19 protein-coding genes and 1 other annotated feature are annotated in these 17,653 nt (G+C 26.9%); of the genes, 4 read left to right on the top strand and 15 right to left on the bottom strand.

Features of this window, described 5'->3' with window-relative positions:
• Nucleotides 1-45 precede the first annotated feature (45 nt).
• From BN8917_RS08180 to BN8917_RS08135, 10 genes are all read right to left on the bottom strand, one after another.
• Nucleotides 46-516, bottom strand: a complete 471-nt coding sequence (locus tag BN8917_RS08180) for a Fur family transcriptional regulator (protein ID WP_066873132.1) — start codon at nucleotides 514-516, stop codon at nucleotides 46-48.
• 21 nt (nucleotides 517-537) lie between these two features.
• Nucleotides 538-792 (bottom strand): DUF1292 domain-containing protein, encoded by a 255-nt coding sequence (locus tag BN8917_RS08175; RefSeq protein ID WP_066873129.1) that lies wholly within the window; start codon nucleotides 790-792, stop codon nucleotides 538-540.
• 26 nt (nucleotides 793-818) lie between these two features.
• A complete protein-coding gene (ruvX, locus tag BN8917_RS08170; RefSeq protein WP_066873125.1) occupies nucleotides 819-1,232 on the bottom strand; it encodes a Holliday junction resolvase RuvX in 414 nt (137 codons plus the stop codon).
• Nucleotides 1,233-1,275: 43 nt separating this feature from the next.
• The gene (locus BN8917_RS08165; protein ID WP_066873121.1) at nucleotides 1,276-1,533 is read right to left on the bottom strand and encodes an IreB family regulatory phosphoprotein; all 258 of its coding nucleotides are present in this window, start codon (nucleotides 1,531-1,533) and stop codon (nucleotides 1,276-1,278) included.
• 146 nt (nucleotides 1,534-1,679) lie between these two features.
• Nucleotides 1,680-4,316 (bottom strand): alanine--tRNA ligase, encoded by a 2,637-nt coding sequence (gene alaS, locus BN8917_RS08160; RefSeq protein ID WP_066873118.1) that lies wholly within the window; start codon nucleotides 4,314-4,316, stop codon nucleotides 1,680-1,682.
• Nucleotides 4,317-4,370: 54 nt separating this feature from the next.
• Nucleotides 4,371-4,546: a binding site (T-box leader), on the bottom strand.
• A gap of 60 nt (nucleotides 4,547-4,606) precedes the next feature.
• Nucleotides 4,607-5,632, bottom strand: a complete 1,026-nt coding sequence (locus BN8917_RS08155) for an AI-2E family transporter (RefSeq protein WP_066873116.1) — start codon at nucleotides 5,630-5,632, stop codon at nucleotides 4,607-4,609.
• Between the two features lie 3 nt (nucleotides 5,633-5,635).
• Nucleotides 5,636-6,124 carry a PRC-barrel domain-containing protein gene (locus BN8917_RS08150; protein ID WP_235829992.1) on the bottom strand — a complete coding sequence of 163 codons (489 nt, stop codon included), beginning with the start codon at nucleotides 6,122-6,124 and terminating at the stop codon, nucleotides 5,636-5,638.
• Nucleotides 6,125-6,242: 118 nt separating this feature from the next.
• Nucleotides 6,243-6,674: a Fe-S cluster assembly scaffold protein NifU gene (gene nifU / locus BN8917_RS08145; protein WP_066873108.1), complete on the bottom strand. Its 432-nt coding sequence runs from the start codon at nucleotides 6,672-6,674 to the stop codon at nucleotides 6,243-6,245.
• 22 nt (nucleotides 6,675-6,696) lie between these two features.
• Nucleotides 6,697-7,881, bottom strand: a complete 1,185-nt coding sequence (gene nifS, locus BN8917_RS08140; protein ID WP_066873105.1) for a cysteine desulfurase NifS — start codon at nucleotides 7,879-7,881, stop codon at nucleotides 6,697-6,699.
• Nucleotides 7,882-7,907: 26 nt separating this feature from the next.
• The gene (locus BN8917_RS08135) at nucleotides 7,908-8,348 is read right to left on the bottom strand and encodes an RrF2 family transcriptional regulator (protein ID WP_066873102.1); all 441 of its coding nucleotides are present in this window, start codon (nucleotides 8,346-8,348) and stop codon (nucleotides 7,908-7,910) included.
• A gap of 250 nt (nucleotides 8,349-8,598) precedes the next feature.
• Here BN8917_RS08135 and BN8917_RS08130 point away from each other — a divergent pair, with 250 nt between their 5' ends.
• From BN8917_RS08130 to BN8917_RS08115, 4 genes are all read left to right on the top strand, one after another.
• Entirely contained in the window at nucleotides 8,599-10,272 is a 1,674-nt protein-coding gene (locus BN8917_RS08130) for a hypothetical protein (RefSeq protein WP_066873095.1), read from the top strand.
• Between the two features lie 12 nt (nucleotides 10,273-10,284).
• Entirely contained in the window at nucleotides 10,285-10,845 is a 561-nt protein-coding gene (locus tag BN8917_RS08125; RefSeq protein WP_066873093.1) for a hypothetical protein, read from the top strand.
• Nucleotides 10,846-10,857: 12 nt separating this feature from the next.
• Nucleotides 10,858-11,667 (top strand): hypothetical protein, encoded by an 810-nt coding sequence (locus BN8917_RS08120; RefSeq protein WP_066873091.1) that lies wholly within the window; start codon nucleotides 10,858-10,860, stop codon nucleotides 11,665-11,667.
• Nucleotides 11,668-11,746: 79 nt separating this feature from the next.
• Complete coding sequence (locus tag BN8917_RS08115) at nucleotides 11,747-12,427, top strand: hypothetical protein (protein ID WP_066873089.1); 681 nt, start codon at nucleotides 11,747-11,749, stop codon at nucleotides 12,425-12,427.
• Nucleotides 12,428-12,503: 76 nt separating this feature from the next.
• Here BN8917_RS08115 and BN8917_RS08110 read toward each other — a convergent pair whose 3' ends face one another.
• The 5 genes from BN8917_RS08110 to BN8917_RS08090 all read right to left on the bottom strand — a co-directional run bounded on the left by BN8917_RS08110 (nucleotide 12,504) and on the right by BN8917_RS08090 (nucleotide 17,641).
• Nucleotides 12,504-13,751, bottom strand: coding sequence for a replication-associated recombination protein A (locus BN8917_RS08110; protein WP_084748544.1), 1,248 nt, complete (start codon nucleotides 13,749-13,751; stop codon nucleotides 12,504-12,506).
• Between the two features lie 155 nt (nucleotides 13,752-13,906).
• Nucleotides 13,907-15,214, bottom strand: a complete 1,308-nt coding sequence (locus BN8917_RS08105) for a pyrimidine-nucleoside phosphorylase (RefSeq protein ID WP_066873085.1) — start codon at nucleotides 15,212-15,214, stop codon at nucleotides 13,907-13,909.
• A gap of 162 nt (nucleotides 15,215-15,376) precedes the next feature.
• Complete coding sequence (locus tag BN8917_RS08100) at nucleotides 15,377-16,249, bottom strand: site-specific tyrosine recombinase (RefSeq protein ID WP_066873082.1); 873 nt, start codon at nucleotides 16,247-16,249, stop codon at nucleotides 15,377-15,379.
• A gap of 50 nt (nucleotides 16,250-16,299) precedes the next feature.
• Entirely contained in the window at nucleotides 16,300-16,911 is a 612-nt protein-coding gene (spoIIM, locus tag BN8917_RS08095; protein ID WP_066875423.1) for a stage II sporulation protein M, read from the bottom strand.
• 226 nt (nucleotides 16,912-17,137) lie between these two features.
• On the bottom strand, nucleotides 17,138-17,641 hold the full coding sequence (locus BN8917_RS08090; protein ID WP_066873079.1) for an Rrf2 family transcriptional regulator: 504 nt from the start codon (nucleotides 17,639-17,641) through the stop codon (nucleotides 17,138-17,140).
• Nucleotides 17,642-17,653: the final 12 nt, after the last annotated feature.

The following is a 17,653-nucleotide window of genomic DNA, read 5'->3' as shown; positions in this document are numbered from 1 at the left end:
CTCCTTTGAAAATTTTATATATATGTTTAAAATAAAGGGTTAATATTATTTTTCTTCATTTATCCCTTCATCTTTACATTCTCTACATACTCCGAAAAATTTAACTGAATGATCTTCTATCTTAAATCCGTATTTTACTTCTACTTCATTTTCTAATTCCTCTAAAAGATCATCTTCAACTTCTGAAACCTTACCACATTTATTACAAACTAAGTGGTGGTGTCTATGAGTTTCATTTTCATTAGCAAGCTCATATCTGCTGCATCCATCATTTAAATCTAACTTATATATTACTCCCATTTCTTCTAAAAGTAAAATAGTTCTATATACAGTTGCTAAACCTATTTCAGGACAACCAACTTTAACTAAATCATAGATTTCTTCAGCAGTTAAATGTTTTCTTTCACTTTCAACTATTATATCTACAATAGCTCTTCTTTGTGGAGTAAGTTTATATCCTTTACTCTTAAATTGCTCTTTAAGTACAGTATAATCCTTAGCAGTTAAATGTGTCATCTTATTTCACCGCCTCCTTGATTATTCTTCACTCATTATTGTTGCATATGCTTCTTCTATCATATCTATTTCTGCTTCATTTTCAACAGCTTCTAAACCAAGATTTCCATCTTCGTCTTCAACAACTTTCATAGCTACAACAATATCTTCTTCTTCATCTTCTGGTTGTAATATGAAGTATTCATTTTCTTCTATTTCAAGCTTTGTTATAACTCTAAATGGAACTTCTACTCCATTTTCATCGCTTAAAACAATAGTTTCTAAATTATTTTCCATATTTATCTCTCCTTTTAATATATTTTTTATTTTGATATTCTATCTAAATAGCCTTGTAATATATATGTAGCCGCTATTTTATCAACTATCTTCTTTCTCTTAGCTCTTGATAAATCTGCTTCTAACATGGCTTTATGTGCTGCTACTGTAGTAAGTCTTTCATCCCAAAACTTAATTTCCGGTTCAAAATTTTCTTTTAATTTTTCACAAAATTCGTAAACCATTTCTCCTGATGGTCCTATAGTTCCATTCATATTTTTAGGAAGTCCAGCAACTATAGTATCAACATTATATTCATCATAATATTTTTTAACTTCCGCAACATCTGCTGTAAAATTTTTTCTCTTTATAGTTGTTATTCCTTGAGCAGTCCAACCTAGTGGATCACTTATAGCTACTCCAATTGTTCTACTTCCTATATCGAGTCCTAAAATTCTCATATATAACTCCTTATAATTAAAGAGCGCCCAGAGGGGCACTCTTTTATTTTATTTCAAGATAGGTTTTCATAACCTCTTCAAGAATCTCATCTCTCTCTAGTTTTCTTACTAAAGCTCTTGCCCCGTTGTAATTAGTAATGTAAGTAGGGTCTCCTGATATCAAGTATCCAACTAACTGATTAACCGGGTTGTATCCTTTTTCTTTTAAAGAATTATATACATCTGTTAAAATTGCCTTTGTTAAATTCTCATTATCATTGCTAAAATTAAATTGCATAGTATTTTCCAAATTGTTTCCCATAGTTTCGCTACTAAGTAGCTTCACCCCCTTACAATAAATATAATACTAATATTCTTTTTTAGTATTGACCTTATTTTTTATTTTATTCATTTATATAATAATCTATTTGTTATTCTTATTATAAACTATATTTATGGAATTGTATACTATTTTACTATGTTTTCTAAAACCTCTTTTGCCTTTTCTAAAGCTTTTTCTATATTAGCAGGGTTTTTACCACCGGCTTGAGCCATATCTGGTCTTCCACCACCGCCGCCTCCAACTACTGCAGCTGCTTCTTTAATTATATTTCCACAGTGAACTCCATTTGCAATAGAATTCTTTGTAGCCATAGCAATAAGATTTACTTTTCCATCAATTTCACTTGCAAGAACTACAACTCCAAGGTCTAATTTATTTCTAACCTTATCAGCAAGTTCTCTTAATGAATTTCCATCTATATCTTTAAGTGAAGCTCTTACAAGTTTAACTCCATTAATATCAACAGCATTATTTAATATATCATCTTCTGCTCCTTGAACAAGCTTAGATTTTAATTCATTTATTTCTTTTTCTTTTTCTTTTAATTCTGAAACTTGAGCTTCTATTTTTGAAACTAAGTCTTTTTCATTACATTTTAATATCTTTGAAGCATTCTTTATAAGTTCTGTCTTAGCTTCTACAAATTTTAAAGCTTCTACTCCTGTAACAGCTTCTACTCTTCTGATTCCTGCTGCTATACCTGATTCTGAAACTATTTTAAATAATCCTATTTCTCCAGCATTACTTACATGAGTTCCACCACAAAGTTCTTTTGAGAAGTCTCCTGCTGAAACAACTCTTACTTTATCAGCATACTTTTCATCGAATAATGACATAGCTCCATCTTTTTTAGCTTCATCAAGACTCATTTCTTTAGTAATAACAGTATCAGCCATCATTATTTGTCTATTTACAAGCATTTCAATTTCACGAATTTCTTCTTCTGTTAATCCTGAGAAATGTGTAAAGTCAAATCTTAATTTTTCATTATCAACAAGTGAACCCGCTTGGTGTACATGTTCTCCTAAAACTTTTCTTAAAGCTGCATGTAAGATATGAGTAGCTGTATGGTTTTTACCTATAGCTTTTCTTCTTTCTTTATCAACTTTTAATGTAGCAGTTTCATTTAAAGTAATAATTCCTTCTTCTACTTTAACATAGTGAACAAATTTTCCTCCAACATTTTTCTTACAGTCTACTACTAAAGCTTTACCAGAAGCTGTTTCAATTATTCCTGTATCTCCTACTTGACCACCCATTTCAGCATAGAAAGGTGTTACTTCTGTAACTATGAATCCTTCTGTTCCTTCAGCAAGTTCATCTCTAAAATCTTCATTATCTCCAAGAACTATTATCTTTGATTCAATTTCAAGTTTATCATATCCATCAAAAGCAGTTTCTATTTTAGCATCAATAGTATTTACTGGCCCTTCACTACCCATGTAGCTACTTTCTCCTCTTGCACTTCTAGCTCTTTGTCTTTGAGCTTCCATTTCTTTATTGAAACCTTCTTTATCTATTGAAAGATTTTTTTCTTCGACTATTTCTTCTGTAAGTTCTAGAGGGAATCCATAAGTATCATATAACTTAAATGCTCTTTCTCCTGAAAGTACTTTACTTCCTTCTTTTTCAGTTTCTTCGATATAAGATTTTAAAATATCCATTCCAGCATCTATTGTTTGGTTAAATCTTTCTTCTTCAAGACTTATAACTTTCTTAATATTTTCTTTATTAACCTTAAGATCTGTATAAGCATCTCCATAGTTATCAACTATAGTATCAACTATTTTATCTAAGAATAATCCTTTAACACCTAAAGTTCTTCCATGTCTTGCAGCTCTTCTTAAAAGTCTTCTTAAAACATATCCTCTACCTTCATTACTTGGTCTTACTCCATCAGAAATAAGCATTGTTACACTCTTTACGTGGTCTGTAATAATTCTAAGTGATATATCAGCATTTGCATCTTTTCCGTATTCTGAATTTGTAAGTTCACAAACCTTAGCTAATATAGCCTTAACAACATCAATTTCAAAGATATTATCTACGCCTTGCATTATTGTTGCTATTCTTTCAAGCCCCATTCCTGTATCAATATTCTTTTGATCTAATTCATTATAATTTCCATCTTCGTCTTTATTAAATTGAGTAAATACAAGATTCCAGAATTCAACTATTCTATCATTATCAGCTTCTCTTAAGAATTCTTCTACTGTTTCAACCTTTCCTTCACCTCTATCAAAGTGAATTTCTGTACATGGTCCACAAGGTCCTACTCCAATTTCCCAGAAGTTATCTTCTTTACCAAGTCTGAAAATTCTGCTTGGATCCACATCTGTTGATTTTGTCCAAATATCAAAAGCTTCATCATCTTCATGATATATTGTTACATATAATTTATCCTTTGGTATTTCTAATTCTTTTGTGATAAACTCCCAAGCCCATGGAATTATTTCTTTTTTAAAGTAATCTCCAAATGAGAAGTTTCCAAGCATTTCAAAGAAAGTACCATGTCTTGATGTCTTCCCTACATTTTCAATATCACCTGTTCTAATACACTTTTGACAAGTTGTTATTCTATTTTTAGGAGCTTTTTCAAGTCCTGTGAAATATGGCTTTAATGGTGCCATACCTGCATTTATAAGTAATAAACTATTATCATTTTTTGGTACTAATGAAAATGAGTTTAATCTTAAATGGTCTTTTCCTTCAAAGAAACTTAAATATTTTTCTCTTAATTCATTTGTTCCTGTAAATTTCATAATTGAATCCCTCCATATTTTGTCTATATAAATATAAAAAAGCCTCCATCCCTAGCAAGGGACGAAAGCTGTATTTCCGCGGTACCACCCTAATTATGTATATTACTATACATCACTTAATTGTTAGATTGCTCCAAGGTAGCTTCAATAATTTTTCTAAGAAGTTTTCACCAACCACTTCCTCTCTTAATAGAAAAGATTTATTTACTCATCCTCTTCATTGCTCTCTGTATTCATATTTATAAAAAAATTATAAAAAACTTTTTTATTTATGTCAATAATAAGTACAGCTAAAATAAATAGTAATTAACATCTTCATATATTATTTTTATTACAACACCAAGTGGAACTACTAATATCATACCTATAAGCCCAAATAATTTTTCTCCTATAAGCAAAAGTATTATTACCATAAGAGGATGCATCTTTATACTATTTGCAGTTATTTTAGGTGCTATAACATTTCCCTCTAATTGTTGTATTATAATAAACATAATAAGAACGTATAACATTTTTATAGGCTCATCTAGTAAAGCAATTATCATTGCAGGTATTGCTCCAATAGCTGCTCCAAAGTATGGTACTATATTTAAAATTCCATTAAGCAATGATAATATCAAAATAAATTTTATATCAATTATCATAAGACCAGCAAAAGTCATAAGACCTACTATAACACATAAAAATAATTGTCCTACTATATATTTACCTAATACTTTATCTATATCCCTAGCAATTTTTTTTATTAGAATTCTTTTATCTGAAGAAAAAAGTAAAAGTAATTTATTAGCTATTAAATCTCCATCAGCTAAGAAATAATATGCTATTATAGGTACTATTGCTAAGGCTAAAATATTTTCACTAAATTCTATAACCCAGTTAAATATTCTATCTGTAAACCCAGCAATAATAATATTTATCCTTTCACCAAACTGCTCATTAATAATAGCGTAAAGTTCTTCTTTTCTAATATTTATTTTACTTGTTATAGTAGATACTATCTCCTCAAGTCCCGCTATCAATGATTCAAGGCTTATACTCTCCGTTAAAAGTCCTGGTATAAAAATAGCAATACTCCCCATAAAAAGCAAAATAACTCCAATTATCAATAGGAATGCTAAAAGTCTTTTATTTATATCTACTTTAGATAATATTTTTCTATATATAGGTTTAATTGAATATGCTAGAATAAATGAACTAAGCAGTACAATTAAAGTTTCTCTTATTATGGTACTTTTATAAATTAAAAATATTATAATTACAACAGCTAAAATTATACAAAGATTTTTGATAAGATTTTTTTTATTTTTTATCATAGTCTAACCCCTCCATAAATTATGAGGAATTGAATTAAAATCTATATTATCATTTCCAAAGAAAAGTATATTTTGCTCTCCAAGTATAGTTTCTTTAGGCAAAATAAAATGTTTACCCTTAATAAACTTCTCAAAAAAACCTTTAGATGTTATAAGTGCTTTTATATTAAAGGTATTATCTATAACAATGTCTTCAAGCACTCCTATCATTTCTCCTTTTTTATTTAATATATCGAGATTCTTAATATCCTCATAACTTATACCATCATAATTTTCTAATTCATTTATAACTATCTTTTCTCCAAAACTAATTATATTTTCTATATCTATAAAATTTTTCTTTTTAAAAAGAGTTTTAGGTATCAAAAAACCTATTACTTTTGCTTCAAAATAATCTATAGCAATATCCTCAACTTCTCCAAGTTTTTTCCCCCTTGAATTAAAAACTTCTAAAAATTTTAAATCTTTAACTCTAAACAATAACCTCACCATCTTTCTAGTTGTTAGTATTTGCCTATAATATTTTTTTAATTCAAAGTTTCTTATAAATATTAAAAAATTTTATAATAAAAAAAGTTGTCCTTTTTAAAGACAACTTTTTAATATATTTCTATTTACCATGAACTTCTTCATGAATATAATCTGAATGTTTTCTAACATCCCATGGTTCTAATCCTTGACTTACTCTATAGTCATTTATTGCTTTATGTATAGCTTCTTCTGCTAAAACAGAACAATGCATTTTTACTGGAGGAAGTCCGTCTAAAGCTTCTGCTACTGCTTTATTAGTAAGTTTCCATGCTTCTTCAATTGTTTTTCCCTTAATTAATTCTGTAGCCATACTTGATGAAGCTATTGCTGAACCACATCCATATGTTTCAAAGCTAACATCTTTTATTATATTATCCTCTACATTAAGATAAATTTTCATTATATCGCCACATTTTGCATTTCCAACTTCTCCAATACCATTAGCATTTTCAAGCTCTCCTGTATTTCTTGGATTTCTAAAATGGTCCATAACCTTATCACTATATATCATAACTTTACCCCTAATCTATTTTTTATTTTTCTAAACTTCTTAAATGATCCTTCCAAAGTGGTGAGATATTTCTTAATCTACTTATAATTGCAGGTATTTTTTCTAAAACATAATCTATCTCTTCTTCAGTTGTTCCATCACCAATTGTAAGTCTTAAAGAACCATGAGCAATTTCATGTGGTCTTCCAATAGCTAAAAGTACATGTGATGGTTCTAATGAACCTGATGTACAAGCACTTCCACTTGATGCACAGATTCCTTCAAAATCTAATGATAAAAGAATGCCTTCTCCTTCAATAAATTCAAAACAAACATTGGCATTACCTGGAAGTCTCTTATCTCCCATAGGCCCATTTACTATTGTATTTGGAATTTGCATAAGTCCATCTATAAGCTTATCTCTAAGCTTTGTTAACTTTTGCTTATGTTCTTCTAGATTTTCTGTAGCAAGTTCAACTGCTTTTCCAAGTCCAACTATACCTGGTATATTTTCAGTTCCTGCTCTTCTTGCTCTTTCTTGTGAACCACCATGAACAAGATTTTCTATTCTAACACCTCTTCTTATATATAAGGCTCCTACTCCCTTAGGTCCATAAATTTTATGTCCTGCTAAAGATAATAAATCTATATTCATATCTTTAACATCAATTTCAACATTACCTAAAGCTTGAACAGCATCTGTATGGAATATTACTTTTTTCTCTCTACAGATTGCTCCTATTTCTTTAATTGGTTCAATAGTACCTATTTCATTATTTGCAAACATAACTGATACTAAAATTGTATTTTCCTTAATAGCATCTTTTAACTCATCTATATTTACAAATCCTTCTTTATCTACATCTAAATAAGTTACTTCAAAACCATTCTTTTCTAGATATTCACAAGTATTAAGAATAGCATGGTGCTCTATTTTAGTTGTAATTATGTGATTACCTTTTTTCTTATTTGCCATAGCTACACCTTTTATAGCCCAGTTATCACTTTCAGAACCACCATTTGTGAAGTATATTTCACTTCTTTCAGCATTTATTCCTTTTGCTACCTTTCCTCTTGCTTCATCAATAGCTTTTTGTGTATCTCTTGATATTCCATAAAAAGATGAAGGATTTCCAAACTTTTCTGTAAAATATGGTATCATTTCTTCTAAAACTTCTGGTTTTACATATGTAGTAGCAGCGTGATCCATATAAACTACTTTATCCATATTACTTCACTCCTATATATTTAAGTCTATTTTAATTTTATAGATTGATTTTTAACTTTCATATTATTATAATCATTGACTATATCTTGAAGAGTTACTGAACCTAATACATCATCTATACTAGTTTTTATTTTTTTCCATAAAACTCTAGTAGCACAGGCATCTATATTATTACATGCTGTATTCTCTATACATTCAGCAATTTCAATTGGTCCTTCTAATACATTCATTATATCAGCAACAGTTATATCTTTCGGATCCCTATTTAGTACATATCCTCCTTGAGCCCCTCTTATACTTCTTATAAGTTTAGCCTTTCTAAGTGAACTAAAAAGTTGCTCTAAATAATAATCAGATATATTCTGTCTCTGAGATATAACCTTTATTGATACAGGTTTATCATCATAATGTATTGCTAAATCAACCATAGCCTTAACTCCGTATCTACCTTTTGTTGATAGTTTCATTATTATTTCCCCCAATACCTAGTAATTTACTAAACTTTACACAATAATAATATCAAAGCCTATTATATTAGTCAATTATAAATATCCATTTTTTATCTTATTATGATTTATATTCCTAAAAATGATTTTATAAAAGATACCCCCATATCCCTACTTTCTTTAATATAAAACTTTAAATAATTTCTATAACATAATAATACTTAAACTAATATTATATAGAGTAAATAAAAATATAGGAGGAGTATAAAAAATGGATATATCCCTTAAAATTATAAAGATTTGCCTTTGTAATTATACTAAATTACTAATAGTCTTTAATAAAAATATAAATTATAATCTAGCAAAAAGTAAAATTTTAAATCCTAATAATTATTCTTTAATAAGCAAACATAGTTCACTCCCCCTTAGTTCATTAATAAGTTCTATTTACTGTTACAATAACAATTTTATCTCTTTTAATCTAAAAGATAATTCATATAAAATATTAAAAGAATACAATAAGATTAAATTTGAATCCTCTTATTTAGAAAATAATTCTATACTCCGAATAAATAAACTTTCAATAATCTCCTTTATAGAAAAAGAAAATATCGAAAGTTTATTTGATAATTGTGAAAGTTTTATAGAAGAAAGCTATTCCTTAAAAATAATAAATAATACTATTATTCCCTACTATAGAGTTTATAAAGATGACTTTTATGTATTAGTTAATGAAAATAAATTTTATCCATCAGAAATATTCCATGAAGACGAAAACACTTTACAAATAAATTTTAATAATAAAATTATAAGTAGTCCTTTAGATAAGGTTGTACTATTTACTAAAATGAAGTGTAGATCTATAAATGCTTTAGGTTCTAAATTAAAAGCAAGTGATTCAATAGAAGTAAATAACTTATTAGAAACTACAATTAAAAATATTAGTGTAAATTCTTATATAAATAATACTTTAACTTTAGCTGTAGAATTTACCTCAAAGATACTAAGATATGATTCAAAAGATTTTATAGTCCATATAAATAATAAATTTTATCCATGTACTGGACATTCTTCATTTACTGATAATTTAATAAAACTTACTATAGATAATGTTTTTAATTTAGATTTTCAAAATGATCTTATAACTTTAAAGGTTATAGAAACTTCTTATATATATACTCTTGACTCAAGATATTTACCTATTTCTGATAGTAATTATAAAAAAGCTAAATATTTTTTAGCTTTAAATGGTGAGCTTATCTCTATTCCTGTATTAAATTTATTAAAGCTAAATGTATTCTTTAATAAGAAAATTAAAAATATTACTAAAACTCAAAGCTTTGGATATTTAAATATATCAGATAATAAAGAAATATTGACTTTTTCCATAACTGACATTGGTAAATTACAAATCTATGGAACTGATTTAAATATTTCTAATTCTAATATAGAATACAAGCTTTCAATAAATTCACAATATAATACATTAGAATTTTCTATTGATACTACTAATTTTAATTTTATAGATGAAAATAAAGATAAGATAAAATATATTGACTTTTCACCTTCTGAATATTTATCTAGTGCTGATTCTACTTTAGCTTTAATCAGCTTTGAAGCTCCCATTACTTTTTATACCGAAGATTTTATAAGCTCATCTCCAGATAATTATAATGATTCTTGGACTCTTCTTGGAAAAACCTTAGATAAACGAAGCATTATATTTGTGGATAGCTCATCTCCTACAAGAGATTATGGAAATTTAATTACTCACACTACTTTTTTAAAAGATTTATATATAAAATACACTGATTCAAATGCTAATTATAATTCAATAGATATTAACTTAATAAATATTAAAGCTGATATTGTATATATAAATCTTCCCGATAATTTTAATCTAAATTTATATCATTGTGATTTTAATAATCTAAAATTACTATAGGGGGTACTACACATGAAAAATCTTATAAATATAAAAAATCTATATTCTGATAGAAATAAAATAAGCTTTTCTATCAGTCCTAATATAAATATCAATAAAGCTGATCTGTATTTATATAATAAAAGCTATAAATTTTCTAATGATGATTTTAAGCTTGAAACTGAAAATAATATATATACCATTACTCCCATTTCAGAAATTGAAGACTTCTCTGTAATATCTTTTTTTATAAAAAATGAGAGTATTTTCTCAAATATTATTTATATCTACTACTCTTTATTTGCTGTAAATGATAAATCAATCTGTATAAATCCATTTACTATCTTAAATGCTTATATACCAAAAGAAATTACAAGTAGTTCTTATAATTTAAGCAGCTTAAATTTTAATAATATAAATCTCTATTCTAATTTTGAAAATCTAAATATCTGTAATGAAATAGATAGCTATGCTTCTTTTATAGAACTTATTTCTAGTAATTGTAGTGAAGATATTTATAAATTAAACTTGTATGATAAATTTTTAAATGAAGTACCAGATGGCAAATATACTGTTAAATTATATTTAGAATAAAAAGGTGACGATATGAAAAATTTAATAATAAATAATAGTAAAATAAACAATATAGAAAACTATTCTAAGATACCAGTAAAAATTTCAAATGTAGATTCTATTATAGATAAAATTAATATATATGATACAACTACAATAATTACTGGGCATTACTCATCTGAATTTAATTTTATAAATTCCTGTAATATTTATTTAGTTGATGATTTTATATTAGAAAATAATCAATTAAACCTATTAAACTACAATAATGAAAAAAATCTATTAAATCTATTTGGGATTATAAATTCTTTAGATACTGATTTAATTATAAATTTAGACTCTAATATAATTCCCTCAATTTTTATTAACGCTCCTAATAGTAATAGAACTATAAATTTAAATTGTATTAGTTTAAATTTATCTTCTAAAGAATTTTTTATAAATCATTTTAACACTAAACTTACAGAAAGCTTTTCAAATGAAATTCCACTTAATATTTTAGCTCCAATAAGAGGAAATCTAACAATAGATTCTAATATAAATTTTATAGACTTTATAAATAGTGAAATGATTTCTTTATTTATAGAAGCTGATTCTAAAATTAATTGTTTTAATAATATAAAAAATTCAAGTTTTAAAAGTATTTCTACTGATATAAATAACTTAAAAAAATTATGTAAGTCTACATGTTTCTCACTTCCAATAAAAGCTTTAGTTTATAAAACTAATATTAAAAATAGTATAGGAATAATTAATATACCTAAATGCTTTGATATTTCTAAAATTAAAGGAGCTTCAATAGTTTTAAATAATACTGAATATAATATCTCTAATCATAAATAATCTCTTTGTAGCAAATTATTTTACTTAACATAATATATTGTAGGATTTAATTTAGTTAATCCTATAAGGAGATGTTTATATGTTATTAAAAATAATAGACTCAAATTTAACTAATCTAGCTACTTCTACTTTAACAGTAGTATTAACAGAAAATGATGGAACTACTCCCATTAATGTAACAGGTCAAACTATTCTTCCAACTTGGTTTAAACTTCAAAATTATACAACTGCAACACCTGTTACAGTAACTATTGATTCTGCTGCTATAGGTACAAATCCTACAGCTGGTGAAATTATTTTAACTTTTGATGGTACTGCTTCAGTAGTTCTTGGAGATGTATTAGTTCTTTCTTCTACTAATGTTATACCAACTACTCCTTTTGGTAGAATCTTAAATACAGCTTCTATAGACACAGGTCTTGGAACAATTGATGTTGATGGTACAGACCAATATACTGTAACACCAATAACAAATTCTACAAAGAATAAAAACTATAATTTAAGATTAGATTTTTTAACTGAAGATGGCACACAAATTAATCCTATAGTTATTCCTCTTGCAACTCCTATAACAGTTAATGGATTAACTATCGGTAGTATTGTATTTACAAACCTTAGTGGAACTAATACCTTTAACGCTGATGAACAATTCCAATTTAATACAACTTTCTATTCAAGTAATGATGGAACTGGAGAACCTGTAATCTTTGAAGGCGCTCTTGATGATATACTTTCAGTATCATTTATGCCTGTACCTTAAATTAAATATTTTTACCTTTACTAAATTAGTTAATAAAAAATGAGCTATCTTATATAAGATAGCTCTCCTCTATAAATTAATTTGATTTTACTTTTTTCCAATATGTATTTATAGAACTTTCATATTTATTATTTTGAGGTTTATAATAAACAGTACCTTTTAATTCTTTTGGTAAATATTCTTGCTTTACATAATTATTTTCATAATCATGTGGATACTTATAGCCTCCAACTCCAAGAGATTTTGCCCCATCATAATGAGCATCCCTAATATGCTGCGGCACATCACCCACTCTAATATTTTCTAAATCATTTAAAGCTTTATTTATAGCAAGATAAGAGCTATTTGATTTTGGAAGAGTTGCTAAATATACAACAAGCTCTGATAAAATTATATTGGCTTCTGGAAAACCTACCTTAAGACATAAATCTATTCCACTATTTATAACTGTTAAAGCATTAGGATGAGCCATTCCTATATCTTCTGCTGCAATAACTGCAAGTCTTCTTATTATAGCTTCAAGATTTCCACCTTTAATAAGTCTAGCTAAATAATGAATTGCTGCATCAGGATCACTTCCTCTTATACTTTTCTGAAGTGCACTTAAAAGATTATAATATTCATCTCCTGAAACATCACTTTTTATACTTGATTGATTTAAAGCTTCTACATCCTTTTTATCTATATTAATTTCATCAGCTAATGAACTTTTTATTGCAAGCTCTAAAATAGTATAGGCCTTTCTAACATCACCATTAGATATATCAGAAATATAATCAAGTGTATCTTTAGAAATATTTATTTTATATGACTCATTATTTAATTTATTTACTCCCCTTAAAAGAGCCTTACTTATATCTTCCCTGCTTAAAGAATTAAATTGAAAAATCATACTTCTACTAAGTATAGCCTTATGTATAGAGAAATATGGATTTTCTGTAGTACTCGCAAGAAGTATTATTCTACCATCTTCTATAAATTCAAGTAATGACTGTTGTTGTTTCTTATTAAAATGTTGTATTTCATCAACATAAAGAACAACTCCATTATAATTAATTAAATTATCAAGATTGTTTACAATCTCCTGTATATCCTTTATTGATGCAGTAGTAGCATTTATTTTATAAAATTTCTTCTTAGTATACTTAGACATTATCTGAGCTAAACTAGTCTTTCCTGTTCCTGGTGGACCATAAAATATAGAATTTATAATATTTCCTGATTTCAATAAATTTCTTATAACCTTTCCTTCTGAAAGTATATGTTCTTGTCCTATCATTTCATCTATATCACTAGGTCTCATAGTTTCAGCAAGTGGCTTCAATTCTATCCCTCCTCACTTTAATCTAATATCTATTTTACTATTTAATTAATTTATTTCATAGAAAAATATACTAATCAAAATAAAAAAATAAAGTACACAATTTTATAAAAAATTATGTACTCTATATTTAAAACTTTATTTATAAACTTAAAATTTTATTGTCCTTTTACAATTCCGTATATTAGAGGAATGCTTGGAGCTGTTTCTGATATTTCATAGTTTTCTAATATCTTACTTACTGCCTTTTCTGCTTTTTCCATATCATTTGCATGAACATAAGCAATAACATCTCCTACTTTAACTTCATCTTCTCTCTTCTTAGTTAAAATAATTCCAACAGCTAAATCTATTACGCTATCCTTAGTAGCTCTACCAGCTCCAAGTTCCATAGCAATAAGACCTATGTTTTCTGCATGTATTTTGCTTACTTTACCAGCTCTATCAGCTTTAACTTCAACTACATATTTAGCCTTTGGAAGTTTATCAGTATCATCTATAACTGTTTCATCTCCACCTTGTGCTTTAACAAATTGTTTTAATTTTTCAAGAGCTTTACCTGAACTTATAGTTTCAAGAAGCATTTCTCTTGCTTGTTCTGCTGTTTCCGCCTTTTTAGCAAGAACAACCATATTACTTCCAAGTGTAAGACATAATTCAAATAAATCTTTTGGACCATTTCCTTTTAATGTTTCTATGGCCTCCTTAACTTCTAAAGCATTACCTACTGCATATCCAAGAGGTTGATCCATATCTGAGATTATAGCTATTGTATTTCTACCAACATTAGTACCTATATCAACCATTTCTGTTGCTAAAAGCTTTGCATCTTCAGCATTTTTCATAAATGCTCCATCTCCAACTTTAACATCTAAAACTATAGCATCAGCTCCTGCTGCTATTTTCTTACTCATTATACTTGATGCTATTAAAGACACATTATCAACAGTTGCAGTAACATCTCTTAAAGCATATAACTTTTTATCTGCTGGAGCTAAATCTCCTGTTTGTCCTCCAACTGCAATCTTTAAGCTATTTACATTATCTATAAATTCTCTATTTGTCATTTCAACTGAGAATCCTTTAAAGCTTTCTAATTTATCTATTGTTCCACCTGTATGTCCAAGACCTCTTCCTGACATCTTAGCAACTGGTATATCAAGTGCTGCAACCATTGGTGCTAAAACTAAAGTTGTTGTATCACCTACCCCACCAGTTGAATGTTTATCTACTTTAATACCTTCAATTTCTGATAAATCTAATACATCTCCTGAATTAACCATAGCCATAGTTAAATCTGCTGTTTCTCTTTTATTCATTTTATTGAAAAAAATAGCCATCATTAAAGCTGAAACTTGATAATCAGGGATATTTCCATCTGTATAATTCTTAATGAAATAATCTATCTCCTCTTTAGTTAGCTCTAATCCTTGTCTTTTCTTTAGAATTAAGTCGTACATTCTCATAGCATTTCCTCCAAATTCTGTATGATAACATTTTCATATTTATCTTAATCTTAACAAAAATAATATTATTATTCAAGTTAATATTTTAACATTCAAAATTTGTTAACGATAAAATTTTTCAAATAAAAAAAAGGCTAGATAGCCTTTTTTTATTTTTTATACTTATGCTCTTGGATGTGCCTTTTTATATATACTGTTTATTTTTTCATTATTAATAATTTCATAATACATATCAATATATGTCATTACCTGATTACCAAGTAATTCTTGAACAACTTTTGCATTTGCTCCATTTTGAAGTAAATGAACTGCAAAAGAATGTCTAAATGTATTTAAATTAATATCTTTATTAATATTAGCTAAAACAGAATATTCTTTAACTATTCTCCAAACTCCCTGTCTTGTAATAGGATCTCCGCTCATATTCAAAAATAATTTAGTATTTATTTTTGAAGAGTCTTCTCTTAGTGCTATATACTTCTTTATTGAATCTTTTGCTTCTCTTCCTATAGGTATAAGTCTTTCATATCCCCTATTATCCTTACACTTAACAAAAGACAAATCTAAATTAACATCATCAACTTCTAAAGATATAAGTTCAGATACTTTCATTCCTGTTGCATACATAAGTTCTAAAAGAGCTTTGTCTCTAACACCTTTTTCTGTACTTATGTTAGTACTGTTCATAATTTTGTTTATTTCATCAATACTTAGTACAACAGGTTTCTTTTTTTGAACTCTTTCTCTTTTGATGCTTGTTTCTGGAACATGCTTTAATTTTCCCTCAGCAACTAAAAAGTTATAAAAATTTCTTAAAGATATGATAGTTCTCTGAATAGAAGATGGTGATTTCCCTTTATCGCTAAGATTCTGAATATAAGACATAAGCGGATATCCATCCTCACTAACGACTAAACTTTTTTCTTCAATAAAATCTAAATACATAGATACATCAGTAATATAAGCACTTACAGTATTTTTTCTTTTTCCTATTGATTGTAAGTATACTTCATACTTTTTCACCAAATCTCTCATGCTAACTCCTAACTAAAAATGTTATTACATAATTATTTATATTACAAATATCATACATTAATTACTAATCTTGATAAATTTGGAGAAATATATGTTTCTATTAATATTCCAAAGAAAATTAACACCATTAAAAAGCTTTGAACCATAAAATATTCTTTACCATTTATCTCATTTCTTGCTGAATCTTTTCTTAAACTCTTAAACTTTATAAAAGAACTTTTTATTGATAAAATACTCATCAAAATTAACACAGGAATATAAATTATATTCTGTAATACTAAAGTTGTAAACAATACACCTATTCCCTTTGTACCAAGCACTGTGATAACTAAAGCTAAAGTAAATCCAAGAACATAACCCTTGATAAGATTAATAGCTAAAACAAAAGGAAAGCCTATTAATGTATATCCAAAAACTATAATTAATACACAAGCAGGTATAATAGACTTTATACTACTTAATAAAACAGATACATAATTTATTTCATTTCCCTTAATAAATTTTAAAAAGTTGCTAAAATATCCACCAATCTCAATTTTCCCTACATCACTCATATAATAAACTGTATATGATCCTAGAACTATCCCTATTAAAAAGAATAATAATACCCATAAAAATATTATTCTATTTTCTGATATTATAGATTTAATCTTTTTTAACATCTCCTTCAAAATACCCACTCCCCTTTTGTATATAATATTATTTACATAATAAAATTATTACTACCTCACTAAAATTATGTAAATTAAATAAAAAAATACCCAAGATTTAAATACTAAGTATCTTTAAATCTTGAGTATAACTATATTTATTAACTTCTCTATTCTTTAATTTTAATTTAATAAATAACTTTTATTATTAGTATATATAAACAAAAAAATATATTGTCTACTTCACTTTATCACTAAACCATTCAATTGTTGCTTCTTTAATATCCTTTGAAAGTGTTTTATTATATACTTCATCATATAACCATGCTAATGTTTTTTTACTTAAATATTTTTTCATTTCATTTTCTGCTTCCAACATTACAACTTTTATTAGACAAGGACATTTGGTATCTATTTTAGGTACTTTCTCTTTACTTAATAATATATTATTTTGTCTAATTTCTGCACATTGAAAAAATGATTCATTTCCCTCTACGGCTTCAACTATATCCCAAAATGTTATTTCATCTGCTTTTCTTGCTAATGTATATCCACCTTTTACACCTGGAGCAGATTTTATAATTCCATTTTTACTTAATTTTGCATATACTTTTGATAAATAAGTTTCTGAAATACCTTGAAACTTAGCTAATTCTCTTATTCCTACAGATTTACTTTCTTCTAAATTTACCATATATAATAAACAATGTAGTGCATATTCTACACCTACTGAAAATTTCATTTCTAATACTCC

This window comes from Clostridium mediterraneense (assembly GCF_900091705.1).
GTDB classification, from domain to species: Bacteria; Bacillota; Clostridia; order Clostridiales; family Clostridiaceae; genus Sarcina; species Sarcina mediterraneense.
The sequence above is the reverse complement of the archived record's forward strand: the minus strand, read 5'-3'. Positions and strand labels throughout refer to the sequence as shown.